Below are 24,250 nucleotides of genomic sequence, written 5' to 3'. Positions count from 1 at the left end.
GGATGTCCGTGGGCACGAATGAACACGGCCGGGAGGGGAGCCAGTCGTGCCGGCCGCCGGGCCCTTCGCTGCCATCGAGCCCGTGCCGGCGGCGCGGGCGGGGCCGCCGGCACGGGCACTGGTCAGCGGCGCCCGTCGACGTAGTCGCCGCCGGACACGCGAGTGCCGGTGGTGGACGTGCCGCCGAACGCCCAGCGCCAGATGCCGTCCATGGACGCCGTAATGGTGATGGTGAGGGCACCGGTGGCGCTCGCCTACACCACCGTCTTGACGGTGGTGTAGGCCGTACTGCCTGCCTTGCGGGACTAGAGCTTGACGTACTGGCTGCCGCAACCCGTGTACGTGTGCTTCACCCAGTCCGCGCGAGTGAGGTTGCCGTTCACCTTGATCGCCTTGCCTTTCCTCACCGGCTCCGGCGCGGCGTTGACGCTGCCCCGCGCTGCCGCGTGGAAGTGGCCTCCGGATGTACCTCATTCCGAAAGGCCACTTCAAGGGCGAGGAGTACATCACCGTTCCCGGCGGCGTTCAGGTCAAGAGGTCCTCGCCAAGTGGCTCACCACCCCGCAGGCCCAGGCGTTTGCCCCGGGCTTCCAAGGTGAAGACCAGTCGGCGAGGAGGGGTCGGCGGACCCGCCGCCAGGCGGTCTGCTAGGGACGGATGTAGGGCCGGGTCATGATCTCCATATTGTGGCCGTCCGGGTCCTCGAAGTACGCGCCGCGACCGCCGAAAAGACGATTGATCTGGCCGGATTCGGTGTAGCTGGGGTCGGCGTAGTAAGTGACCCCAACCGCCTCCAGGCGGGCGATCATGGCGTCGAACTGCGCGTCGGGCACGAGGAATGCGTAGTGCTGCGACTGGATCGGCTCGTCCCGCTTCTCGTAGTAGTCGAGAGTCACGCCGTTACCGAGGTCGACGGGCAGGAAGGGCCCGAACGGAGCGCCGACCTTCAGCCCCAGGATCGTGGCGATGAACTCGGCCGACAGGTGCCGGTCCCTGGCGTAGATGGCGGTGTGGTTCAGCTGGACGGCGGTCGCCGACAGCTCGGATTCGTTCGGGTGCTGCTGGTCGTATGACATCAGTGGTGTGTCTCCGGGTCTTTGGATTCGCTGGGATGGGGCGCCGCATGCGGGCACCGATGCAAAGACGCGGAGAAGGGGGCGGGCCTCTCGCCCGCCTCTCGCTCACGCCGAGGCCGGGAACCTCACGCGTGAATGGCCCATGGCCGACCCGGCAGTCACGAAACCGACCCTAGTGGTCAATCACGGTATGAGGCAACGCCGTTGTGCCTCGGCGACTCCACCGTGGCCCGGCGGCAGTTGGGGAGCAGCGGCTGTCCCCTCTCAAGTGATCTGGTCCGAAGTTGCGGCTGTGACCTGGGGCGACCAGAACGGTTGAGACGCCTGGGTGGTCGAAAATTTCCGTTGCTCTGGACTCTGGCGTATGGATACTGGCTGTCGTCTCAGTTGATCTGGTCTGCTTCCGGCGTTTCGGTTGGATTATTGGACTAGTGGAAGAGCTTGCGAGATTGACGATGTGACGATGCACGATGACCAAGTGGACGTGACCACCGAAATCGTGGCGACCTTGATCCAAGAACAGTTCCCTCAGTGGAGCGACAAGGAGATCCAACTCGTCTCGTCGACCGGGACGGTCAATGCCATCTTCCGCATCGGGAACGACCTGTCTGCACGTTTCCCGCTGTGTCTGGCCGATGCTGCCGAGACGCTGGCGATTCTGGAGCAGGAAGCCCAGGCGAGCGCGGAGCTGGCACAGGTGTCTCGGTTCCCTGCCCCGGAACCCGTCGCTTTGGGAAAGCCTGGAGCGGGTTACCCCATGCCGTGGTCGGTCCAGACATGGCTGCCGGGAACGGTCGCCTTCGATGCCGACCCGAGTGGGTCGGACGCTTTTGCCGAGGACCTTGCGGCCTTCATCGCAGCCCTCCGGGAGACCAAGACACGGGGGCGGCGTTTCAGCGGCGGGGGTCGTGGCGGCGTTCTCGCTCATCACGACGATTGGATGACGAAGTGCTTCGAGGAGAGCAAGGGGCTGCTCGACGTGCCCCGGCTGCGCCAGGTGTGGAGCCATTTTCGGGAGTTGCCGCGCACGGGTGCCGACGTGATGAGCCATGGTGACTTGATTCCTGGCAATGTACTGGTCGCGGGAGGCCGGCTCTGCGGCGTGCTCGACACCGGCGGCTTCGGCCCGGCCGACCCCGCGCTGGATCTGGTCAGTGCCTGGCACCTGTTGCAGCCGGGCCCGCGGGAATTGCTCCGGCGGACACTGGTCTGTGACGATCTGGAGTGGGAGCGCGGCAAGGCATGGGCGTTCCAACAGGCGATGGGTGTGGTCTGGTACTACGTCGAGAGCAATCCGACGATGAGCGGAATGGGGCGCCGGACACTCGGCCGCATTCTGGAATCGATGGGGTGATGTAGCCCCGATCGTAGGCCGTGATGGAGACGATCGCTTGCCGCCCCCACCGCCCGCAGCACCAGCGGGACAGATCATCTGAGACGACGAGCGAATCGGGCCAGATCTTTTGGGACAGGGATCAGATCGGCTGAGACGGAACATCGGCAATCGAGACGATCGCGTTCTCCGCATCCGTCAGCAGGCCGCGGGCATGACTGACCTGATTTTCCGTCATGGCCTGCGGGCGGCCGATCCGTTCCCGAGAGAGCACACGCCGCCGCCAGACCTCGTGGGTGTCCTGCGTGATCAGTTCGCGGATGAACTTCGCCAGGGCGGCGAACACGTGGAAGGCCGGCGCTCGCCGGGCGTGGTCGTGTGGAGGGGTTCGTGCAGCGGCTGGAAGCCGATCCCGCGCTTACGCAGTTCCGCCACGACCGAGATCAGATCCTGGTGTCAATATCCGAAGTCGCCGGCACGAACGTCTGTAGTCCCCCGCACATGGCCCGTTGCTGATCGGACGGCCCGTTCCGGGAACTGTTGACTTGGTCGCCGACGCTGCTTCCGCCTGCCGTTGCCAGCGCACAATCGATCGTTGAGCCGCGACGGGGACCGCTCTCCGGGCGGTGGCCGACGCTGGAGGGGATGGCCGGTGAGCATGTGGCGACCGCGGTCGCGGTCCGCCGATTATCGGGAGCCGTTGCCCAACAAAATCTCGATAAGAGCTATCACCCCAACGAAGATGAAGATGCCTACCAGCGTCCCGAAAATGCATCCAGAGGTTGTCCTCAAAAAAGGGACGTCCTGCGGTCGGGAGGTGGCGGTGGTGTTCCCTGTCGTAGTCGACGGTGCAACCTTCCTCTTGGTCTTCGCGTGGGGCGCGCGGGGCGTGCTCCGCTCGCGGCTGGCAGGGCGAGTCGGCGGGATGCCAGTCAAGGTCTCGGCCACGTCGGCGATCAAGGGCGGGGCTTCGTCGTCGGTCTGTCGAAGCCGTGTTGCTCTGAGCGGCAGAGCGATGCGGGTCGCGGTGACATCGTGGGCTGCCTGCATGGCGGTGGCGAGCCGGGCGAGGAGCGCGGCACGGGACTCGGTTGGTGGGGAGACGCGGCTTGGTCCGGCGGCGTGGGTGAGGTCGAGTTGATGTAGCGCCTGGGCGAGGGCGGCGGCGTTCGGGTACCGCTTGTCGGGCTCCTTGCGCAGCAGGGTGAGCACGAGGTCGTCCCAGGCGGGTGAGATGTCCGGGGACACCGAGCTGGGAGTGGGGGGTTCCTGGGTGAGGTGCGCCGTGAGGTAGCCCACGGTGTCGGGGGCCTGGAACGGCAGTCGGCCTGTGATCAGCTCGAAGAGGAGGCAGCCGAGGGCGTACAGGTCGCTGCGTGGTTCCGGGAAGCCGCGTGCTTGTTCGGGGGCCATGTAGGGCGGTGTGCCGACGATGAAGCCGGTCTGGGTGAGTCGGTCCGCGGTCGCGTAGGGGTCGGCCGCCCTCGCGATGCCGAAGTCGAGGACCTTCACGGTTCTGGACGGCGTGATGAGGATGTTGGACGGCTTGATGTCCCGGTGCATGATTCCGGCGTTGTGCGCGTCAGCAAGGGCGTCACCTATCTGCGCGCCCCATCGGGCCGCGTCCGGCAGGGTTACGGCGCCTCGGCGCAGCATCGTGTCCAGACCCTCGCCTCGGACCAGCTCCATGACCAGGAACGGGACCCGTTCGCTTCCCACGCCGGTCTCGCCGAGGTCGTGGATGGTGACGATGTTGGGGTGCTGCAGTTGGGCGGTGATTCGTGCCTCGCGCAGGAACCTGGCGCGTGCCTCGTCGCCGTGGCTTCCGCCACCGGAGAGCAGGGAGATCACCTTGACCGCGACGGGCCGACCCAGCGTTTCGTCCAGTGCCTCCCATACTTGGCCCATTCCGCCTTCGCCGAGCTGCCGCACCAACCGGTAACGGCCGCCGAGGAGTTGGTCTCGCACCGTCATGCTTCCCCCTTTTCGAACTTTGCTGTACCTGCTGCTGGCGAATCGGCGCGATGTGATCATGACGTGGCCGCGAGGGCGCCATGGCCGTTATCCAGAAACCTGCCAAACGGCAGGGGCGTTCGCCAAGACAGCCGCCTTGATTCGGATCAGCCTTCCATGCCCGGCGCGTCCCCGGCTGCGGGCCGATGCCGTCGAGTGCCGCTCGCGCGCGGTTTCCACCAGCCCCACCCTGGCCACCTCGGCAAGAGGCCCGATCACCTCGGCCTGCCGTACTGCGGCATCCCATACAACGGCCGGAGCGGTCAGCACCCCCCGCTCGGTCACCGGCCCCTTCGCCACCCGGCTCCCTCCGTAACGCGCACACGACTACGTCCAACTCGACCGTAGTGCAGGCGATTTCGTGACGCGGGAGAGTTCACAGTCCCTGCACTGCGCGACGAAACCCCGGCTCATCCGCGCAGGCGAGTACGTCTCGTGCAGCAAGTGGGTTGTTGAAGCCATCAACTGCTGACGCCTCCTGGTGCAGGTGGTCTTGGTCCGGTTCCGCGAATTGCCGGGAAGCGGCGTTGTCAGTGGGCTCTGCCAGGGTGCGCGTCGTGGACGAACTGGTGGAGCGTGTCGACAATCGAGATCGTGTCCTGGGGGTGGTCAGCCGTCGGCAGGCCATCCGGGAGGGGTGGCTGCACCGGGTCGCCGTCACGGCGTGTCGTGATGAGCGCGGGCGGATCCTCGTTCACCGGCGGTCGGAGCAGCTGTCACGCTTCCCCGGGCTCTACGAGGTCGTGGTCGGTGGAGCGGTGAGTGTCGGTGAGTCCTATGAACAGGCCGCCGCACGGGAGTTGGCCGAAGAGCTGGGCATTCGTGTGCTGCCGCGCTTGCTGTTCACGTTCATCAACCGCAGCGGATTGAGCCCTCACTGGCTCGGCCTGCACGAAGCCGTGGTGCCGGATGCCGTGGTCCCTGATCCCGATGAGGTCGCCTGGCATGACTGGCTGACGGAGCCGGAGCTGCGGTCGGCCCTGCTGGAGTGGCGCTTCACTCCCGACAGCCACGAAACCTTCATCCGGTATCGCGCGTTCCGGACTGCGCAGTCCTGACCTTGCCCGCCTTTGCTTGCAACAAGCGCGGCAGACGTCGGGAACGATGCGAATCTGACGACAGTTGTCATGCTTCGCGGTCCAGAAACCCCCTTGACCAGGGTGCCGGATTGACGACCCCCAGCTCGCTCCGTCTCACCTCCGGAGACCGGGCGGTGGTGGCGGGGCAGGACACGGATCTCGGCTGCGTCGGCGTCATGTCCGGTCAGGGCGGCGTTCTCCAGAGCCACAGGTTGGCAGCGGTCGGATAGATCTTCGGCCGTTCCTCCAGTTGCCGGCATTGGGCCTGGAGGTCGGTGTACTGCCTTCTTGCCCGCAAGGACAACCGGAATGCGGCAGGCTCCGGTATCCGCCTGAGGCCAACCAGTGCGCGTATTCATCCGATGCGGTGAACAGCGACGAGAGTCGCCTCCGCGCTCGTCTCTGCTCCAGCCCGTGTGCGCAAGCAGACGAGGCCCTTTCCTGTCACCCCTGAACAGGCTGCCCATCCACTCCTAACAGGAACTTTAAGTGATCAGGTGACTACTCTTTGCACTTATGGCGTTGTGTCCGGTACCTCGGAGTCACCGTCCCGGATTGAGCACCGGGGCGGTCCTCCTCCTGCTCATCGCCACCCTGGTTCATGTCCTGGCCTGCGCGCACGGGGCCACACCAGCACCCGCCGGCCAACCGGACACGTTCGCATCCGTCCAAGCTGCGTGCCTGCAGCAACCGGGCAACACCCATCGAGCGTCTGACGGACCGTCCGTCCCGACCCCCGGAAGCGAAAGCCACTGCTGGGCACTGGACGAGCCGGCCCAAGCAGCACGAGACCTCTCCGCCCACCAGCATCCCGACCCGGACCCGGAGACGCTGCCCCTCGCAACGAGCCTCGCGCCGCCGGCTCGCGCGTACTCTCCCGCCGACGGACCACCCAGCTCCGGCGCCTCTTCAAGTGCTTCTGCACGCGCCCGCCTCGGCGTCTGGCGGACGTGATCCTGCGCTGACCCGCGCCTTCAGACCAACACCGCGGGATCCCAGCTCACGTCCCCTCTCCCTCGACCCGCGCCCAGGGCCCCACACTCACGCCCCTGGGCATAGGAGACGCACGTCATGCACCCCACCCACACCTTTGTCCCCGACTCGCCCGCCCAGCTCCTGACCGACACCAAACGACCGGCCCACAGCCCCGCCGGCCTGGTCGGCGACACACCCGTCCTATGGATCGGCGCACCCTTCACCGCACAAGGACGCGGATTCTGGACCAAACTCGAAGGCCACAACCCCGGTGGCATCAAGGACCGCACCGCCCTGCACATGGTCCAGGCAGCACACGCCCGAGGCCAGCTGCTCCCCGGCGCACGGATCGTCGAATCCACCTCCGGCACCCTCGGCCTCGGCCTGGCCCTCGCCGGAGCCGCCTTCGGCCACCCCGTCACCGTCGTCACCGACCCCGGCATGGAACCCCTCATGACGGGACTGCTCACCGCCTACGGAGCCGACATCGAACTCGTCGACACCCCGCACCCCACCGGCGGCTGGCAGCAAGCCCGCCGCCACCGCGTCGAAGAACTCCTCGCCGTACACCCCGATGCCTGGTGCCCCGACCAGTACAACAACCCCGACAACGTAGCCGCGTACGCATCACTGGCCCGCGAACTCGTCGCCCAACTCGGCCGCATCGACACCCTGGTCGTCTCCGTCGGCACCGGCGGACACTCCGCCGGTATCGCCTCCGTCCTGCGCCAGTACTTCCCACACCTGCGCGTCGTCGGCGTCGACACCACCGGCTCGACCATCTTCGGACAACCCGCAGCATCCCGGCTCATGCGCGGACTGGGCAGCAGCATCTACCCCCGCAACGTCGCCTACGGACTCTTCGACGAAGTCCACTGGGTCGCGGCACCCGAAGCCGTCTGGGCCGCCCGCACCCTCGCCCGCCACCACTACGCCACCGGCGGCTGGAGCGTCGGAGCCGTGGCCCTCGTCGCCCGCTGGCTGGCCCGCACCCTGCCCGCCGAAAACCGCATCGTCACCGTCTTCCCCGACGGCCCACAACGCTACGTCGGCACCGTCTTCGACGACGCCTACTGCCGCGAACACGACCTCCTGAACCACCTCCCCGCCGACGACCCCGACCTCATCCAGCACCCACAAGAGCGAGCAGTCACACGCTGGACACGCTGCACCCGGATCACCGACCCATCCACCCCCAGCGACACCTCCGCGCCCGGACTCGCGGGAGCCGACCGATGAAGCAACTCTGGCAACAAACACGCTCCTTCCCACCCGCCGTACAGCTGCTGATGGCCAACCAGTTCGCCATCAACCTCGCCTTCTACATGCTCATGCCCTACCTCGCCTCCCACCTCGCCGGCCCACTCGGGCTCGCCGCCTGGGCCGTCGGACTCGTCCTGGGCGTACGCAACTTCTCCCAACAGGGCATGTTCCTCATCGGCGGCACCATCGCCGACCGCTACGGCTACAAAATCCCCATCATGGCCGGCTGCCTCCTGCGTACGGTCGGCTTCGCTCTGCTCGGCTGGGTCGACAACCTGCCCGCGCTCGTCATCGCGTCCGCGGCGACCGGCTTCGCGGGTGCTCTGTTCAACCCGGCCGTCCGTGCGTACCTGGCCGCCGAGTCGGGTGAGCGGCGCGTCGACGCCTTCGCCACCTTCAATGTCTACTACCAGGCCGGCATGCTGCTCGGCCCTCTCGTCGGACTCGCCCTGCTCGCCGCCGACTTCCGCCTCGTCTGCACGGTTGCCGCCGCCATCTTCGCCGCGCTCACCATTCTTCAGGGACGGGCGCTTCCCACACGCCGGGGAGACCCGGGGCCGGACTCCGGCGGCAGCATCCTCGCCCAGTGGCGCACGGTCGTGGCCAACCGGCCCTTCCTCCTCTTCTCCGCCGCCATGATCGGCTCGTATGTGCTGACCTTCCAGGTGTATCTGGCCCTGCCACTGGCCGCAGCCGACGCGCTGGGCTCACAGGCAACGATGGTCACCAGCGGGCTCTTCGTCGTCTCCGCCGCCGTCGCCGTCATCGGACAACTGCGCCTCACCGCCTGGGCCAAGCGCCGCTGGAGCACAGAGCAGGCCCTGGTACGCGGCCTCGGCGCTCTGGGGCTGGCCTTCCTGCCGCTGGCCCTCACCCCGCCCGGCATGACAGCGGCGGTACTGCTCTCCCTCGTCACATCCGTGGTACTCCTGGCCGCGGGCAGCGCCATGGTCTACCCCTTCGAAATGGACACCGTGGTCGCGCTGTCCGGCAACCGCCTGGTCGCCACCCACTACGGCTTCTACAACACCGTGTCAGGGCTGGGCATCACGCTCGGAAACCTGGCCACCGGCGCCCTGTGGGACTTTGCCGGGCAGCACGATGCACGCTGGCTGACCTGGGGCATTCTGTCCGCCACCGGCCTGGTGTGCGCGGCATCGGTCGCCGCGCTCGCACGCACCGGACGACTCGCTCCCGTGCCGGAACACCTCGTGGCGGCCTGACCGCGGAAAGCGCGGACACACCGCGGTTACGGCTCCGGTCTCCGCGACCCTCGCGGAGACCGGAGCCGCGGCACTCGATCCCGCAGCGTCCTTCCCGATCGCGTAGCAGGCTCTCCATCTTTAGGGCCTGTCCGGCGGATCACGGACAAAGCCAGAGTCGGATGGAGGTGACGGCGACGGTGCCGTGGAAGATGTAGGCGCGTTTGCCGAACCTGGTGGCCACGGCGCGAGAGTTCTTGAGGCTGTCAATCGTCCGCTCAACGGCCAGGTACGGGGGTGACCGCCGCCGAGGCGGTGGACTCGGATGCGTTCATGACGGGCATGAGCTGCGGGGCATCGCCCCACTGACCGGCGTGCTCAGCAAGGCCAGTGGGCGGCGCCCGCCCTCTCCACAACGTGGATCTTGCTCGTCAGGCCGCCCCGGGAGCGTCCGAGTCCCTCATCAGGGCGGTGCTGCCGGGGCCTGGCTCTTTTCCCGGTACCCGAGGTGGTTTTTTGTGGGCCCTGGCGGCGTGCTGGTGGGCCCGGCAGGAGGTGGAGTCCACGCTCACCATCGGCCAGTCGATAGGGCCCTCGGTGCCGGCATCGGCCAGGACGGCCGCGAAGAGCCGGTCCCAGGCGCCGTCCGCCGACCAGCGCCTGTGCCGCTCGTACACGGTCTTCCGCTTTCCGAAGCGTGCAGGAAGATCCCGCCATGGCACCCCCGTGCGGTTGCGGTACAGGATCCCGTTGATGACCCTGCGGTGGCCTGCCCAACGGCCGCCACAGCTAACGGACTTCGATAGATGCGGCTTCGGTCGGGCCCGTTCCGCGTTCGTGAGATCTCACCGCCCCATGAACATGCCAACGGCGAGAGCCCCCGGTAGTCACAAGATCTGCCACGGCCAGAACCTAGCCATCCGTGCGTTCAGTCAGTCCCTGCTTGCGGGGACCCACGGAGGGAGGTGTCCAGAGTATTCATGAGCTGCGCAGCGCGGCTCTTGCCGCTCGGCGCGAGAGGGTACCGCTGGAGGATATCGATCAGGGCTGGTGTGGCTCGTTCGCGGGCCTCTTCGATCGCCCTGTTCCCGGCCATGGGATCCTCGCCTGCGTCGATTTCGGCGATGCGTGCCGCATTCGCAGCGGCGCGCAGGATGTGGCCCACTTGGTGAGCCTTCGCGATCGGGTGCAGGTATGCCGCGGATGCGGCATCGCCGGCGGCTTGCGCAGCAAGACGTGCAGTTTCAGTGGCAGTCTCCTTCGCCGCTCGGTGAGCGTCCATCGACGTGATGCGCTGAAGCTTGGTCCTGGGCGCCCCGTTGATGAACTCCCATGCCGCATCGATGGCCGCCCGTGGTCGGACGTCACCGAGGTTGGCATCCTCGAACACCGGGAGAACTTCCTGCGCTGTCTCGGCGACGTAGCGCGCTACGACTCGCAATTCGTCCATGGTCAGGTCGAAGTCACCGTTCACGCTCGTCACGAAGGCGATCGTCGCACATCCATGAGCGGGGCACCCTCGCGAGCAGGCCCAGCTCCTTGGTCCGGGCGAAAACGTCAAGCTTGGCTCCGTCCATGATCCGCCGGACACTCCCTGGCAAGGTCATCCCGTAGAGCATCGACCAACACGGTCCCAAGTTCGTGAAGTTGCGACAGGGTCGATTCGTATCTTTCGGGCCAGCCCTCGGCAGTGGCTTCAGCTGTGTGCACAGGGCGGGCGACGCCGAGTTCCACGAGCTTGTCGGCGTTCATGGTGCCGAGTTCTTCGGGGGCCGGTGTACGTGCCGATCTGGAGGACGACGTGCCAGCCGGGCAGGTCACCGAGGGCAGCGAGGCACTGCCGGTAGAACTCCGGTTGGCGCGTGTAGGCGGAGCCGAGGGAGATGACCAGTACGTTGTCCGCGTCCGCCGGGCGGGCGAACGCGGATGGCTTCGGCCTCAACGAACCTTTGGGCCCTGCGGCTCAGGCCGGCAGGTGCGTCTGGGCTCTCAGCTGTACGAAGTTGCCAGCCGTCATGGCTGCTCGCTCCTGCTGGAGTGGAACAGGTCCGCCGCGATCTCCTGCACGCGGTCCATGGTGATTCCCGTTCGCTGTTCGACGGCGAGGGGATGGTCGGTGGGCTCGAGCTCGACGTAGGGGCGCTCACCGACCGGACGGATGTGGACGTTGGTCTTGAGGTTGAGGGTCGTGGTCGAATAAGCAGGCAGGTCGGTGGTGAGCCAGCCGAAGTGCGGCTTCTCTGTCTCACGGCCGCGCCTGTCCCACAGGTCTGCCAGCCGAGAGAAGTTCTCGCGGCTGAGTGACACCCACACACCCCAGGAGAACACCTCGTCGCTGCCGATGACCGGTATCTCAAGCAGGCCCTTGACGAAGTAGTACTGCCCGCGGACCACACACTGGTCTATTGAGAGCAGGCAGTCGTCGGATTCGGCGAAGGCCGGATCCCATACGGCCGGGGCGTCAGCCGTGTAGTTCATCGGCAGCTCAGGATGGCGAGCCCCGCAGCGCCGGCAGGTGAATCCGAGATCACTGGTCATGGCGATGGAGCTTAGTAATGGGCCCAGGCACCACCTTGGCCGGGAACCCGTCCTGGCCGCTGCCCTGCGGGCCAGCTAGAGCACTCACCCTGGCCAACTAAAGGGCGTTGCAGGAGCAAGCCAGAGCTTGCCCTCGGGCAGAGTCACCAGTTGCTCGACGGGGGCGGTGAGGGACTGGCTCGATAGCTCGTCCGCTCCGCGCGGCAGCAGCCCAGGTCCGCGGTGGTGCTGGCGGGCAAGGCCGCTCTGCCTCACCCGGGTCGCACCCCCCTGTCCCCGATCACTCGTAGCGGTAGTCGTAGTAATCCTTGGCGCCGACGAGGACCGAGGTGACACAGCGTGGCAGCCTGTCCGCGTCCCGCTCGACCTCCTGGGAGGTCTGTCGGGTGAAACCCAGGGACACGCCGGGGATCACGGGGTACTCGGGCTGCGACGTGCCGACCCGCCAGCCGCGGCTGACGGCGCGCGCGAAGACCTCCTGGGCGGGGGTGGTGAACACCTCGTCCCCGTCGAGCAGTACGCGTGTGCTGAAGACACGGCCCTCACCGGGCCACCACAGCTCGATCGCGGTCACGACGACACCGTCCTCCTCGGCCATGGCCTGGACGCCGACGTGGTCCAGCGTCCACTCGGCCATCGCGTCGTCCTCGGAACGGCGCAGGACGCTGGCCTGGCCCCACTCCCGCGGCGCCGCGGCGACCGCCTCCTGAAGCGTCATGCCGAGCCGCAACGGGGCCACGCCGTGCGGCGGGTCGAATACCAGGTCCATCGTTCGCTTGTCACCTCATGCTCGGGCAGAGCCGCACCTGTGCCGTGACGTCGAGGGGGCACGGTGCGTCCTCATCGGTCATTTGAGCAGGTCGGAGCCTACCTTCCACCCCTTCTGCTTCAGCATGGCCTGGAGCTTCCTGTTGTTCTCCAGGCTGTCGACCGTGTCCTTGATGTGGGGGTCGTACCTGTCACCGTAGGGTTTGCGGATCTCGTCGATGTCCATCTTCATGGCCTTGTCCCAGCGCCCGGCGTCGATGAACGCCCGTTGCTTCGCACGCCAGCGTTCGCTCCACATTGCTGGATCCGGTGCTGGTCAGCTTGCGGTGGTCGTCGGAGTCCATGCGGAGGCGTCGGCGTCGGCACGCTGTATCACTCCCGGGTCCGCGGTCCCCGCCCCGCTGTGCGTGTGATCCGTCCTTCCCCCTCGCTGGAGGGGCGGGAATTCGGGATCTTCGGTACGTTTTGCGCTATGGGCATCGATGTCGACGCTTTCCTCCGTCGTCTGGCTCAGGAGCTCAGACCGCGGGCGGAGGCGTCGGCCGACCTGCTGCTGCGACGCCTGCGCGTCGACATGCCCGAGCTGTGGGCACACGAGGAGTTCGCCGCGCTGGCGCTGGAGGAGACGGCCGCGCACATCACCACGTTCATGGACCTACTCGAACAGCGCATCGACGCGACGGAGGTCGAGGCGCCACCCGAGGCACTGGAGCTCGCCCGCCTGGCCGCCCGGCGTGGGGTGCCAATCAGCCAGCTACTGCGCTCGTACCGCCTCGCCCACATGATCCTCATCCAGCTGATCCAGGGCGAGGCCGCCCGGCTCACCGACGACTGGCAACTGATGAACGCCGCCGCCATGCGGCTGGTCGAGGCGGCCTTCGCGTACATCGACCGCGGGTCGGAGCAGGTCGTCGCGGCCTACCAGGAGGAGCGCGACCGGCGGCTGCAGCGACGGCTGCTGCTGGCCAACGAGGCGAGCCGGCGGATCGGGACGGCTCTCGACACCGCCCGTACCGCCGAGGAGCTGGCAGTGTTCGGCACCGAGGACTTCGCCGACCTCGTCACCGTCGACCTCCTCGACTCCCTGCTCCACGACGGCGACACCCATCCGCCGGCCCCTCCGGCGCGTACGCCGGTGCTGCGTCGTATCGCTCAGCGTTCAGCGCTGGACGACGACGCGGACCTGCCGGTCGCCGTCGGCCGGACACACACCTTCCCGGCGGAGTCGGAACCAGCGCGCGCCCTGGCCTCGGGACAGCCGCGCCTGCACGGCACCACGGCGCCCACGTCCGAGCACCACTCGGCCCTCCTGCTCCCCCTGCGGGCCCGCGGCAACACTCTCGGCCTCGCGCAGTTCCTCCGCCGCCGGACCGCGGCCCCCTTCGACGACGACGACCTTGTGCTGGCGCAGGAGATCGCGGCGCTGGCTGCGGTGTCCATCGACAACGCCCGCCGGTACAGCCAGGAACGCAGCACCGCGCTCACCCTCCAGCGCAGTCTGCTGCCGCAGCGCGCGGTGGAGCAGTCCGCCGTCGACACGGCGTCGCGCTATCTGCCGAGCGGTTCCCGGGCGGGTGTGGGCGGTGACTGGTACGACGTGATCCCGTTGTCCGGAGCCCGGGTCGCCCTCGTCGTCGGCGACGTCGTGGGCCGCGGCCTGCACGCCGCCGCCACGATGGGCCGCCTGCGCACGGCCGTCCGGGCCTTCGCGGACATCGATCTGATGCCCGACGAACTTCTCACGCATCTTGACGACGTGGTCATCCGTCTGCAGCGTGAGGAAGCGAGGGACTACGGCGAGCTGAGCGCCACCTGCCTGTACGCGGTCTACGACCCGGTGTCCCGCCTGTGCACGCTGGCCAGCGCCGGCCATGTCGCGCCGGCCGTGGCAACTCCCTCTCGCTCCGCAGGAGTTGGTGCCACATGGTCGGTCGACTTCCCGGAGATGCCGATCGGCCCGCCCCTGGGTCTGGGCGGACTCCCCTTCGAGACGACGCAGTTCGAGCTGGCGGAGGGCAGCCTGCTGACCCTGTACACCGACGGCCTCATCCAGAGCCGTGGCCGCGACGTCGACTCCGCGCGCGCCGCGCTGTGCGACGCCCTCACCGACGGGCCGGACACGCCGGAAGAGATCTGTGACCGGCTGCTGGCCGCCGTACTGCCCAGCAACCGCTCCGACGACGTCGCCCTCCTGGTGGCGCGGACGCGGGCCCTCGACCCCGGCCATGTCACCTCGCTCGACCTCCCTTCGGACCCGGCGGCCGTCGCCGGCGCCCGCGCCCACACCTGCGAGACGCTCGCCGCTTGGGGGCTGGAGGAGCTGTCCTTCGCCACGGAGCTGATCGTCAGCGAGTTGGTCACCAACGCGATCCGCTACGGCAAGGGCCCGATCCAGCTGCGGTTGATCCTTCAGTCCACGCTGACCTGCGAAGTCTTCGACACGAACAGCACCTCGCCGCACCTGCGCCACGCCCGCACCTTCGACGAGGGCGGGCGCGGATTGCTGCTGGTCGCGCAGCTCGCCGAGCGCTGGGGCACACGGCACAGCCGCGAGGGCAAGGTCATCTGGGCGGAACAGGTCCTGCCTGGCGAGGCGGACGGCATTCTCAGATGACGCCCTGCTGCGCCAAGTTCTCGGCGCGAACGGGACTGCGCCCCGGGTTCCTGCTGCCGAGCCACCCCAGGAGGAACGCCGTCGGTACGGAGACCAGGCCTGGGGTGCGGAACGGGTACCAGTTGAATTCCGCCCCCGGCATCAGCGCGTACGCCGATCCGGACACGGTGGGAGAGAACAGTGTGAGGACGGTGCACAGCAGCAGTCCTCCGTAGACGGACCACAGCAGTCCTCTGCGGTTGAACCCGGGCCAGAAGTAGGAGTAGACGAGCACCGGGGCCACGCATGTCGCCGCGACGCTCATCGAGAAGATGGCCAGGAACTCCACCGAATACCGGTGAGCGGCCGCGGACAGCGTCAGGCCTACCGCACCGAGGGCGACGAGGGCCAGGCGCAGCACCCGCACGTGACGGCTGCCGGCGCGTCGGCCGTCGGTGCGGGCGAACAGGTCGTGCGCGAGACAGACGGCGGCCGCGAACATCACGCTCGTCACGGTCGTCAGGATCACGAGGAAGGCCGCAGACGCCACGGCGGTGATCAGAGCGACGCGCATCACCGAGCCGTTCGCGAGGGCACCGGAGGCCAGCAGGATGGGGGACGCTTGCCCGTTGCCGTCGACGAGGCCGATGTCCCTGCCACCCACCACGGCCGCGGCCGCGAAGCCGGTGGCGATCAGGAGGAGGAAGTAGGCACCGGTCAGTCCCACGGCGATGCTCATGGACCGCCGTGCCGAGCGCCCGGTGCGGGACGCGGCGACGCGCAGGATCAGGTGGGGCATCGCGGCCGTGCCGAAGATCATGACGATGTGATCGCTGATCATGTTGAGCGGCACGAGGCTCGAGATGTGCGCCCACAGCCCTGGGCTCAGATAGTCATCGGGCGCCACGCTCTTGTCCACGGCGGCCGAGAGCAGGGTTCCGGCGTCCCACGAGAACTTTCTCAGGGACGCCACCACGAGCACCCCGAACGTCACCAGCGTGATGACGACCTTGACCATGTGCATGCGGCTGGTGCCCTTCAGATCCGCCACCACGGCGAAGCAGACGACCAGTCCGCCCATCAACACCGTGCACAGCACCTGTGCGGCATCGGTCGACAAGCCGATCAGCATGGCCGCGATGATGCCGCCGGCCCGAAGCTGGAGCACCAGCATGGGAAGCGTGATCGCGAGCGTCACCACGGCAGCGGCAATGCGTGGCGCCGGCCCGAAGGCCCGTAGCGAGAAGACGTCGCCGAGCGTGTAGCGGCCGCTGTCGCGGATCCGCTGAGCCAGGAGCAGCAGCAGACCGAGGGCGAGGACGCTGTCGACGGCGGAGGCGAACCCGTCATAGCCGAACAGGGCGATGGCCCCGGACGTCGCGAACAGCGTGACGACCGAGATCTGTTCGCCGGCCATGGCGAAGCCGTTGAACACCGGTGACAGGGACCGGTCCGCGACGTACAGACCTTCTGCGTGGTCGTCGTGGGTCGCCAGGGTGAACACCCACAGCAGAGCCAATCCGATGAAGACGAGGAATGCGACCAGCACCGGGCCGCTCGCCGCCGGACCGATCGGGTCGTGTACGCCCGAACTCAGGTGCAGGACCATCGCGTCACCTCCAGGAGTCGTCGGCCGGAGAAGCGCCCGGGGCCCTGGTCGGGGGCATGCCGGAGGCCAGGGATTGTTCGAGGGGATCGCAGACACGTGTCGACCGGTTCTCGTACCACCAGGTACTGCCGAGAAAGACGCCGAGCTGCAGGATTCCCCACGTGATCCCCAGCGTTAACCGCCCGCGCACGGGCACCGTGGCGAGCCCGGCGGTGCAGGACAGCACGATGCCGGCGGCGAGGGGCACCGCGTTGACGGCAAGGAACACCCGCTGGGCTCGGTGCACAGCGCGGCGGAGCATTTCGGCGTGTTGCGGCGGGACATCCGTTACTGGCTCATCGGGCGGTTTCGGAGCGAAGTAGGAGTGCACGGAACTCTCTTGTGCGTCAGGGTGCGGGGTTCAGGACGTGGTCTCGGCGACCCGGGCAAGGTTTGACGGCGTCGGGGGCGTCCGGACTGTCATGGGCTGTCGGATCATCGTTGGATCCGTGGCACGGACACGCTGTCGGCCTCTCGGCCACAGCGTGTCCTTCACCCTGCCGTCCGGCGCCAGCGGTCAGGCCACAGGCACCGCGCCTCGCCGGGCATTGCGCCGGCTTCCGTTGACCAGATCGTTGAAACGGTCGACGGCCCAGATGGTGCGCAGTCCCAGCGGACTCATCATCATCGGACGAGGGAACTTCGGCTCCTTCATCCACAGTCCCTGCAAGTCTTCGTGTTGTTCGCCGTCGACGATGAGATCGGCGATGAGGGTCCCGACGTAGGGCGCCTGGGCCAGCCCGTGGCCGTTGCAGGCGATCGAGTAGAAGACGTCTTTCTCGATCTGCCCGGCCAGCGGAAGCCATGACGAGGTGATGGCGATCCATCCTCCCCACGCACGCTCGACCGCGACGTCGGACAGAGCCGGAAACCGTGTCGCGAAGGCTTCTGCGAGTTCTTCGACGAGCGCCGGGGCCGGCTTCTTCTGCGAGAGTGGATATGTCGTGCCACGCTCGAGCCGTCGGACGCCGAACACGATGGTGTTGCGCGGCGTCAGGCGGTAGTTCTCCATGATGTTGTGCTGGGTGACCAGTCCCGACCGGCTGGTCCACCCCAGTGCCGCCAAACGGCCAGGGTCGATGGGTTCGGTCTCCACCTCGATGACGTAGATGGGCACGGAGAGCCGTGGAGGAGTGATGTCCCACTCTCCCGCGTACGCGTTCGTCGCCAGAACCACTTTGTTCGCCCGCACCTGACCCTGGGCAGTGGTGAGGACTACCTGACCGCGGTCGCGCGTGACGTCGGTGACCTTCGTCTGCTCGAAGACTTGCGCGGACGAGCCGAGCAGTGCGCGGCGCACACCCAGGGTGAATCTGCCGGGATTCATCATTCCCCCGACCACCTCGCGCATCCCGCCGAGGAATCCGCGCGGGATTCCGAGTTCTTCGCTCGTGCCGAGTTCCACGTGGCAGCCGGCGCGTTGAAGAATCTTGGCCACACGGCGTACTCGGCCCATCTGTCCACGCGACACCGCTGCGAAGCAGTTGCCCGTCGGCTCGTAGTCGCAGTCGATGCCGTGCGTCTTGATGAGGTCTTCCACGTGGTGCGCGGCGTGCTCGGCGAGTCGGATCATGCCGGGCATCTTCTTGCGGTAGAGCAGATTGAGGAGTTGGAGGTCGCCGCCTGGAGCACCCGCCAGTTGCCCGGCGTTTCGGGAGCTGGCGCCGTGTCCGCAGAATTCGGCCTCCAGCAGCATCACGTCCTGACCTCGTTCGGCCAGTCGTAGCGCCGTCGACATGCCTCCGAGGCCGCCGCCGACAACCGCGACCTCACAGGTGAGGTCGCCGGTCAGGGCCGGCTGGATGTCTGCGGGGGGATCGACCCAGCCGCTGAAGGTGGCGTACTCCACGTTGTCGGTTTTCATGGGTTGTTCCTTTCGAGCGCTCTCAAGCCCGAGCAACGCTCGGTTCGTTCGCAGCCGGCTCCGCACCCGTCGCCACGTTGTGGTTGTGCAGAGCGCGGTACGAGATGAAGTACACGAAGAGCTGGAAGCCCCAGGTGGTGAGGGCGAGGATGTAGTGGGTGGTGCGGTACGCGTCGTCGCCCGGAATCGGGAAGAAGTCGTATATGAGTGCGATGGCGGTCCCCGCGGCGGTTGCAAGCGCAGCGCCGATGGCCAGGCCCTTGGCACGGATCTTCCACAGCCGCCACGAGAAGTAGGCGAGGAAGAGGGTCGTGAACGCGTTGACGACGACGTAGAACGTTGCCGGGCCGACGTGAAGCTCATGGCCGCGGAACTGCTGGAGATACAGCCCGGCGACGATGGCCAGCGCGAACACGCCGATGTCGACCGTCAGCGTCGGCTTGTACCGGCGAGTGACGCGCATCAGACCCATGACGAGGATCAGGGTGATGCCCACCGATCTCGAGAAGGCGTCGAAGAAGTACGCGATGTCGTACAGGACGCTGTCCGGGTCGCCTCCGAGCAGGGACCACACGAGGAAGTTCGAGCCTGACGTGGCGACGATCATCCATTCCAGGCCGAGCAGGTAGTTGCCGTACCGTCGAATGAACTTCCATCCGTAGGAGAAGCCGGCGAAGATCATCCAGAGATCGGCCAGCGTGAAGAGCAGTTCCTTCATGGTTCTTGTTCCTTTGAGTTGGGGCCGGATTTGCTGAGCTGGAATCCAATCTGTGCGGTGGTCGCTGGGTTGCTTCACCCGTGGATGCCGTCGCAGCGAGGGGCTGGTCCAGGACGCGCCGCCTCGCACGCGTATCTGCCTCAGCCGAGCGTGTGCTGCTCAAGCACGGCGCTGAAGCCGCCCTTGTGCCGCAGTCGCGACAGCACCGTCGCGAGGATGACCAGCGCCGGGAAGACGAGCGAGACCCAGTAGGCCGTGGTGTATGCGTGAGCGCTCGGCATGTGGGCGCCTTCGAGGAGGTAGTCCGAAGCCTTGGGGTTCACCATCGAGGGGTTCAACGTGCCGGCCGTCATGCCGGCGACGTCGATCGAGTGGTACACGAATCCCGATGCGTTCAGCAGGATCGTGACGACTGCGGCACCGATCGCGATGCCGATGGCCATGACGGTGCCGGGCATTCCGGCCGCCATACCGGCCTTCTCCTCCGCGACGACGAACTGCGGTATGGCGAAGGCGGCGCTGTAGCCGGCCCGGCTCCCCAGGCCGATGACGCCCGACGCGACGACGTACTCCCATGGCCGGTCATGAGCAACGGCCAGGAACAGCAGGCCGACCGCGCAGACCGCGGCGCCGCCTATCAGGATGGCGCCGGGGCGACCGCGAGCGATGAGCTTCTCGGAATACTTGCCGCTGATGAACATCGTCAGCGCGAACGGCAGCATGATCAGGCTCGTCTTCAGCGGGTCGTAGGTCAGGCCGTACTCCGCGAACTTCGTCGACCAGCCCGTCAGCCCACCGTCGGTCGAGACGGGCAGGCCGTTCGGGGTCTGGACGTAGTAGTTGGCCAGCACCAGGAATGCGGCATCGATACAGCCGAAGAGCCCGGCCGACAGACACGCCGTGGTGACGTACGGCGTGCGCAGCACCGAGATGTCGAAGACCGGCTTGGTGGACCGGCGTTCCGCGAAGACCCATGCGGCCGCCGCGACCACGCCGACGAGGAGGATCATCGCGCTGTTCTTGCCGATGGTGCTGTCCGGCGGCGCGCTCAGGGGCAACAGGATGAGGGCCACCCAGCCGATCAGCCACATCGTGTTCACGACGCCCAGTCGGCCTGTGGACTGTGGCGGAGAGTTCGGTACGACCAGCAGCAGGGCGACGGTGGTGATGGCGAAGAGCGCGGCCAGGATGTAGTAGAAGGGCGCAATCGACAGGCTCGGCAGCGAGCCGTCCGCGTTGAGGTGGGTAGGCAGTGGCCAGATCCGTACGGAGATTCCGCCGCCCACCATGCCCAGCACCACGCCGCTCCCGGTGGCCATGATGAGGACCATGACCGCCGTCGACACGCCGTTGCCGGGCAGGTGCCGGCGCAGGAAGCTCAGCGGCAGCAACTGGGCGGCGCTACCGAAGCCCAGGAGCGCCGATCCGATCACCAGGGCGACGTAGTTGTCGGCGATCGCTGCGATCAGTGCACCTCCCACGAGGAAGCCGCCGGCGAGCAACGCCATCGCGCGCTCACTCAGCATGTCGGTCAACCGTGGGATGAGCACGAAGCCTGCGCCGCCACCCAGCGTGAGTGCGCTGAAGATCCAGGTCGCGGCACTCGCCGAGTTGTGCGCGTAGCTGGAGGTGATCAGGGGCAGGAGCGGCGGCACCATGAATGCCACCGCGTTCGTCACGGTGGCCAGCAGGGCGGCGACAGCGATCAATGCCCTCTTGTCGGTCGCGACACGGGTCGGAGTCTTCGCTTCGGTCCGGCCGAGTGTTCTTTGGATGTCCATGTTCTTGGCCGGCTTTCTCAGGGGTGAGCCGGGAGCCCGGCGCCGATGGCGGTGTAGTCGTCACGGCTGAGCAGGTCCATGGGGTCGGACATCTGCCCACCGACCTCGACCCAGCCGAGGTAGTGCTCCGAGGACCAGTCGAGTGCTCGCTGGATCTCCTTGGGGAACGACCGGATCTGCTCGAGCGTGTAGGTGAGGAAGGGGTTCTCCTCGGGGCGCAGGAAAGCGAGGTCGTAGCCCGTCGACAGGCCGAAGCGGTGCTCGTCCGAGGTCGTGTTCCGGCCACCGCCGTGGTAGGTGGAGCCGATCCAGATGAGCGCGGAGCCGGCCTTCATCTGGGTCGGGACCGCTTCCTCGAGTCGCGGTGCGCGCTCGTCGTCCCACAGGTGGGAGCCCGGAATCACGAGGGTGCCGCCGTTCTCGGCGGTGAAGTCGCTGACGGCCACCATGATCTGCACCCGCGCTTCGCGCTGGTAGGTGGGGTGTCGCCACAGCCAGACCGAGTCGTCGCGGTGGAGCGGTTGCGAGCCCTGTCCTGGGCCGATCTTGATGGCCATCGTCGCGCCGATGTGCATGCCTGCGGGGTGGGGCACGGGCTGTTCGCCGAAGAAGACGTTGATCGGCTTGTCGAGGATGCGCTGGGCGACGCCTCGGAACAACGGGTTCAGCGCGATCGTCGCCATGTGCTCGGTCCGCGCGAACAGGGCGCTTGCACGCTTGGTCCTGTTGCCGGCGAACACCTCGTCGTTGCCCGTGTCGACCCTGTCCAGGACGGGGTCCAGGTCCTTCTTGATGCCTTCGATGACGGCGTCGTCGAAGAGTCCTTCGATGATCACGCCGCCGTCTCGCATGATCACCTCGACCGCGGCGTCCGCGGTGGCGTCGGGAGTGAGACGGGCGAGCTCGTTTTTCGTCATGACTGGTCCGCTCTTGAGAAGGGGCTGGGTCGCGATCGGGGGGCCGAGCCGGCCTTGCGATGGCCTCGTACGCTAAGGGCAAGTTAGTCATCCGTTCAAGACGTATGACTAACAAATTCACGGCCAGCAGCAGACCCGACTGCTAGGCTGAGCTTTGACTTAATCAAGCGTCCAACTATGTGGACGCCTTGCACCGGGAGGGTTTCGTGCCACGGATCTCCGTCGCCCAACGGCGTAGCGACTTGATCAACGCCGCAGTGGAAGTCATCGCGACCCACGGCATCGACGGCGCAACCACCCGACGGATCGCCGAGCAGGCGCAGGCGAACCTGGCGATGCTGCACTACTGCTATGACTCCAAGGAGGACCTCTTCGCGGATGTCTACGATTTCGTGGCCGGCAGGTTCCGCGAGGTGATCAAAAACAGTGATCCGCACTCCAACCTGGTGGACACAGCTCGCCAACTGCTGCGCGGTGTCATGGAGTGCTACCTGGAGTCGGCCAGCTTCACCGCGGCGACATTGGAGCTCATCAGCTGGGCACGGCGTCAGCACGAAGGCCGCGGCATCGCGGTGTACGAGCAAGCCCTTGAGACGGCGCGTGCTGTGCTTCGCAGCGCCCCCTCAGACCCCCCGGTCGAACCAGAAACCATCGATCAGATCGTCTATGTCATGACCGCCTTGGCCGACGGTTTCGCCCTGAACTGGTTGACCTACGGGGATCGGTCCGCCGCAACGGAGCAGATGGAAATCGCCGCCTCGGTTCTCGAGAGTTGGCTCGCGGTTCGGCTCGGAACTACGCCTGCAGCACTGTGATTGCCGCATGACGCCGCTGCGCTCGAGCTGTTGTACGGCAGAGCCGGCGCGGCCCGGCGAAATCAAGTGACGGACGCCGACGACCCCTTGGGCTGCAGGTGTCCGTGGTGCAGCCGCTCGTCCTGGGTGTGCACGGCGGGAGGCCCGGGGTCGGGCCTCCCACAGATCATGTGTGGTGTTGTCACAACAACAGGTCGGGCGAGTCGACGCCGACGACCCGGTCGCCGCAGAAGACGCGCACCGACTCTGCCGGTCCGTGGCCCCCGATGCCGGCCGGGCCCCAGAAGCTCTGGGCCGACTCCTCACCGAGGTCGGCGAGCTTGGCGCCGTTGACGCGCACCTCGCCGGCCATGACGCGGGAGCCGACGTCGATCGCGCGGTCGGTGTCGGCGCCGAACACGTAGGCATCGAGGCCTGAGGGGTTGGCGTTGGCGATGCGCAACGCCTGTTCGTCGCAGTCCACGGCGTGCAGAGAGACGACGGGCCCGAACAGCTCGGCGGTGGCCTGAGCAGGGTCGGCGCCGGCGGCGATCGTCGGCGACATGAAGAAGCCGTCGAGCTCGGGCAGTTGGGCGGGCCGGCGGATGCTCGCCCCGAGGTCACGCAGCCCCTCGATCCTGCTCTTGAGGGTGTGGAAGTGCGGCGCGTTGGAGATCGGGCCGATCTCGACGTCCTCGTCGAGAGAGTGCCCGACGACGAGCTTGGAGATCCGCTCGGTCAACGCCTCGAGAAGGGGGTCGACCAGGCTGCGGTGAGCGAGGATCTTGCCCGGCCCCTCACACCACTGACCGTTGAGCTTGGTCAGGCCGTCGAGGATGCCGTCGGCAGCGACGTGGAGATCGGCGTCGTCCAGCACGAGCACCGGATTGTTCCCGCCGAGCTCCAGCTGCAAGACCTTGAAGTCCTCCGCGCCGGCCCGCGCGATGGCGCGGCCGGCACCCGGCCCGCCAGTGAACGAGACGACCTTGATGCGTGAATCGGAAGTCAGCCTGGCGCCGACCTCGCCGCCGCCGTGCACCAGCTGCAGCGCGCCGCTGGGCAGGCCCGCCTCGACGAAGCACTCGACGATGATCTGCGCACTGCTGGGTGCGTGCTCCGAGGGCTTGAGGATGACGGGGCAGCCCGCCGCGATCGCGCTGGCGATCTTGGCCGCGGGAATGAAGCTCGGACCGTTCCAGGGCGTGAGGATCGCAGCCGGCCCCCACGGCACCTTGTGGAGGCGGACATCGCGGCCACCGGCCGCCAGCGCGGTGACGCGCGGAATGTTCACCAGGTCCGCCGCCGACGCCCGGATCCTCGCGGGCAGGAAGGCCGCGACCTTGCGCGTGACGCCGATGGGTGTCCCGCTGGTCAGCGAGTCCGTCCGTGCGATGTCCTCGGCTCGCGTCTCGAGGATCTCGGCGACGCGCTCGAGCATGCCCGCGCGCTCCCGCCGGGCGTCCTCGTCCCAGCGGCCGATGTCGTACATGCGCTCCGCGTGCTGCAGCGCCCGGTCGAGATCGTCGGGTGCCGTCGTGACGAGGCGATGGACGGGCTCGCGCGTGTTGGGGTCGACGTTCCAGGCGTCATCGACCGTCGGGCACTCGCTCCACTCGTCGGCGATGTAGTTCACCGGCTGCGGGATCGTGATCTCGTTGCTCACCATGGGGCTCACCTCTGCTTTCACT

General features: G+C 67.3%; 20 protein-coding genes and 2 pseudogenes. 6 read left to right on the top strand and 16 right to left on the bottom strand.

The genetic code is table 11. The annotated features are described in order from the left end of the window. Positions 1-647: 647 nt before the first annotated feature. Entirely contained in the window at positions 648-1,076 is a 429-nt protein-coding gene (locus tag ACFC96_RS42795) for a VOC family protein (protein ID WP_376617915.1), read from the bottom strand. Positions 1,077-1,539: 463 nt separating this feature from the next. Here ACFC96_RS42795 and ACFC96_RS42790 point away from each other — a divergent pair, with 463 nt between their 5' ends. Continuing rightward, positions 1,540-2,430 carry an aminoglycoside phosphotransferase family protein gene (locus tag ACFC96_RS42790; protein WP_340458094.1) on the top strand — a complete coding sequence of 297 codons (891 nt, stop codon included), beginning with the start codon at positions 1,540-1,542 and terminating at the stop codon, positions 2,428-2,430. Between the two features lie 121 nt (positions 2,431-2,551). On the opposite strand, the gene ACFC96_RS42785 is transcribed toward ACFC96_RS42790, so the two are convergent. Beyond that, the gene (locus tag ACFC96_RS42785; protein WP_376617913.1) at positions 2,552-2,755 is read right to left on the bottom strand and encodes a hypothetical protein; all 204 of its coding nucleotides are present in this window, start codon (positions 2,753-2,755) and stop codon (positions 2,552-2,554) included. A 341-nt stretch (positions 2,756-3,096) separates the two neighbouring features. Next, positions 3,097-4,383 (bottom strand): serine/threonine-protein kinase, encoded by a 1,287-nt coding sequence (locus ACFC96_RS42780; RefSeq protein ID WP_340457839.1) that lies wholly within the window; start codon positions 4,381-4,383, stop codon positions 3,097-3,099. 596 nt (positions 4,384-4,979) lie between these two features. On the opposite strand from ACFC96_RS42780, the gene ACFC96_RS42775 reads away from it, so the two are divergent. The 3 genes from ACFC96_RS42775 to ACFC96_RS42765 all read left to right on the top strand — a co-directional run bounded on the left by ACFC96_RS42775 (position 4,980) and on the right by ACFC96_RS42765 (position 8,962). After that, positions 4,980-5,480, top strand: a complete 501-nt coding sequence (locus ACFC96_RS42775; RefSeq protein WP_376617911.1) for an NUDIX domain-containing protein — start codon at positions 4,980-4,982, stop codon at positions 5,478-5,480. 1,092 nt (positions 5,481-6,572) lie between these two features. Next, positions 6,573-7,715, top strand: a complete 1,143-nt coding sequence (locus ACFC96_RS42770) for a PLP-dependent cysteine synthase family protein (RefSeq protein WP_376617909.1) — start codon at positions 6,573-6,575, stop codon at positions 7,713-7,715. Next, positions 7,712-8,962, top strand: coding sequence for an MFS transporter (locus ACFC96_RS42765; RefSeq protein WP_376617908.1), 1,251 nt, complete (start codon positions 7,712-7,714; stop codon positions 8,960-8,962). The genes ACFC96_RS42770 and ACFC96_RS42765 overlap by 4 nt, the downstream gene beginning before the upstream one ends. 139 nt (positions 8,963-9,101) lie before the next feature. Here the strand turns inward: ACFC96_RS42765 and ACFC96_RS42760 are convergent. The 6 genes and pseudogenes from ACFC96_RS42760 to ACFC96_RS42735 form a co-directional block, all read right to left on the bottom strand. After that, positions 9,102-9,786: pseudogene (locus ACFC96_RS42760) on the bottom strand (IS5 family transposase); the annotation flags it as partial. Positions 9,787-9,869: 83 nt separating this feature from the next. Next, positions 9,870-10,424 (bottom strand): putative immunity protein, encoded by a 555-nt coding sequence (locus tag ACFC96_RS42755; RefSeq protein ID WP_376617906.1) that lies wholly within the window; start codon positions 10,422-10,424, stop codon positions 9,870-9,872. A 74-nt stretch (positions 10,425-10,498) separates the two neighbouring features. After that, a pseudogene (locus tag ACFC96_RS42750) lies at positions 10,499-10,898 on the bottom strand (hypothetical protein); the annotation flags it as partial. A gap of 56 nt (positions 10,899-10,954) precedes the next feature. Further along, positions 10,955-11,419 carry a DUF2199 domain-containing protein gene (locus tag ACFC96_RS42745; protein WP_376617923.1) on the bottom strand — a complete coding sequence of 155 codons (465 nt, stop codon included), beginning with the start codon at positions 11,417-11,419 and terminating at the stop codon, positions 10,955-10,957. A gap of 340 nt (positions 11,420-11,759) precedes the next feature. After that, positions 11,760-12,248, bottom strand: a complete 489-nt coding sequence (locus tag ACFC96_RS42740) for a hypothetical protein (RefSeq protein ID WP_376617905.1) — start codon at positions 12,246-12,248, stop codon at positions 11,760-11,762. 78 nt (positions 12,249-12,326) lie between these two features. Next, positions 12,327-12,545, bottom strand: a complete 219-nt coding sequence (locus tag ACFC96_RS42735) for a hypothetical protein (RefSeq protein WP_376617904.1) — start codon at positions 12,543-12,545, stop codon at positions 12,327-12,329. Between the two features lie 174 nt (positions 12,546-12,719). On the opposite strand from ACFC96_RS42735, the gene ACFC96_RS42730 reads away from it, so the two are divergent. Further along, positions 12,720-14,861: a SpoIIE family protein phosphatase gene (locus ACFC96_RS42730; RefSeq protein WP_376617902.1), complete on the top strand. Its 2,142-nt coding sequence runs from the start codon at positions 12,720-12,722 to the stop codon at positions 14,859-14,861. On the opposite strand, the gene ACFC96_RS42725 is transcribed toward ACFC96_RS42730, so the two are convergent. The 6 genes from ACFC96_RS42725 to ACFC96_RS42700 all read right to left on the bottom strand — a co-directional run bounded on the left by ACFC96_RS42725 (position 14,854) and on the right by ACFC96_RS42700 (position 21,768). Then, complete coding sequence (locus ACFC96_RS42725) at positions 14,854-16,449, bottom strand: transporter (protein ID WP_376617900.1); 1,596 nt, start codon at positions 16,447-16,449, stop codon at positions 14,854-14,856. The two genes, ACFC96_RS42730 and ACFC96_RS42725, sit on opposite strands and share 8 nt — an antisense overlap. 4 nt (positions 16,450-16,453) lie before the next feature. Beyond that, the gene (locus ACFC96_RS42720) at positions 16,454-16,750 is read right to left on the bottom strand and encodes a hypothetical protein (protein ID WP_376617899.1); all 297 of its coding nucleotides are present in this window, start codon (positions 16,748-16,750) and stop codon (positions 16,454-16,456) included. 255 nt (positions 16,751-17,005) lie between these two features. Beyond that, positions 17,006-18,388 carry an NAD(P)/FAD-dependent oxidoreductase gene (locus ACFC96_RS42715; RefSeq protein ID WP_376617897.1) on the bottom strand — a complete coding sequence of 461 codons (1,383 nt, stop codon included), beginning with the start codon at positions 18,386-18,388 and terminating at the stop codon, positions 17,006-17,008. Then, the gene (locus tag ACFC96_RS42710) at positions 18,375-19,070 is read right to left on the bottom strand and encodes a transporter (RefSeq protein ID WP_376224712.1); all 696 of its coding nucleotides are present in this window, start codon (positions 19,068-19,070) and stop codon (positions 18,375-18,377) included. Before ACFC96_RS42710 ends, ACFC96_RS42715 begins: the two co-directional genes overlap by 14 nt. Before the next feature lie 140 nt (positions 19,071-19,210). Further along, positions 19,211-20,851, bottom strand: a complete 1,641-nt coding sequence (locus ACFC96_RS42705) for an MFS transporter (RefSeq protein ID WP_376617896.1) — start codon at positions 20,849-20,851, stop codon at positions 19,211-19,213. A 17-nt stretch (positions 20,852-20,868) separates the two neighbouring features. Beyond that, entirely contained in the window at positions 20,869-21,768 is a 900-nt protein-coding gene (locus ACFC96_RS42700; protein ID WP_376617894.1) for a phytanoyl-CoA dioxygenase family protein, read from the bottom strand. Between the two features lie 242 nt (positions 21,769-22,010). On the opposite strand from ACFC96_RS42700, the gene ACFC96_RS42695 reads away from it, so the two are divergent. After that, positions 22,011-22,583, top strand: coding sequence for a TetR/AcrR family transcriptional regulator (locus tag ACFC96_RS42695; RefSeq protein ID WP_340457855.1), 573 nt, complete (start codon positions 22,011-22,013; stop codon positions 22,581-22,583). Positions 22,584-22,764: 181 nt separating this feature from the next. Here the strand turns inward: ACFC96_RS42695 and ACFC96_RS42690 are convergent, their stop codons facing one another. Beyond that, positions 22,765-24,228 (bottom strand): aldehyde dehydrogenase family protein, encoded by a 1,464-nt coding sequence (locus ACFC96_RS42690; RefSeq protein WP_376617892.1) that lies wholly within the window; start codon positions 24,226-24,228, stop codon positions 22,765-22,767. Positions 24,229-24,250 lie beyond the last annotated feature (22 nt).

The sequence above is a fragment of the Streptomyces sp. NPDC055955 genome, assembly GCF_042270245.1.
Lineage (GTDB): Bacteria > Actinomycetota > Actinomycetes > Streptomycetales > Streptomycetaceae > Streptomyces.
The sequence above is the reverse complement of the archived record's forward strand: the minus strand, read 5'-3'. Positions and strand labels throughout refer to the sequence as shown.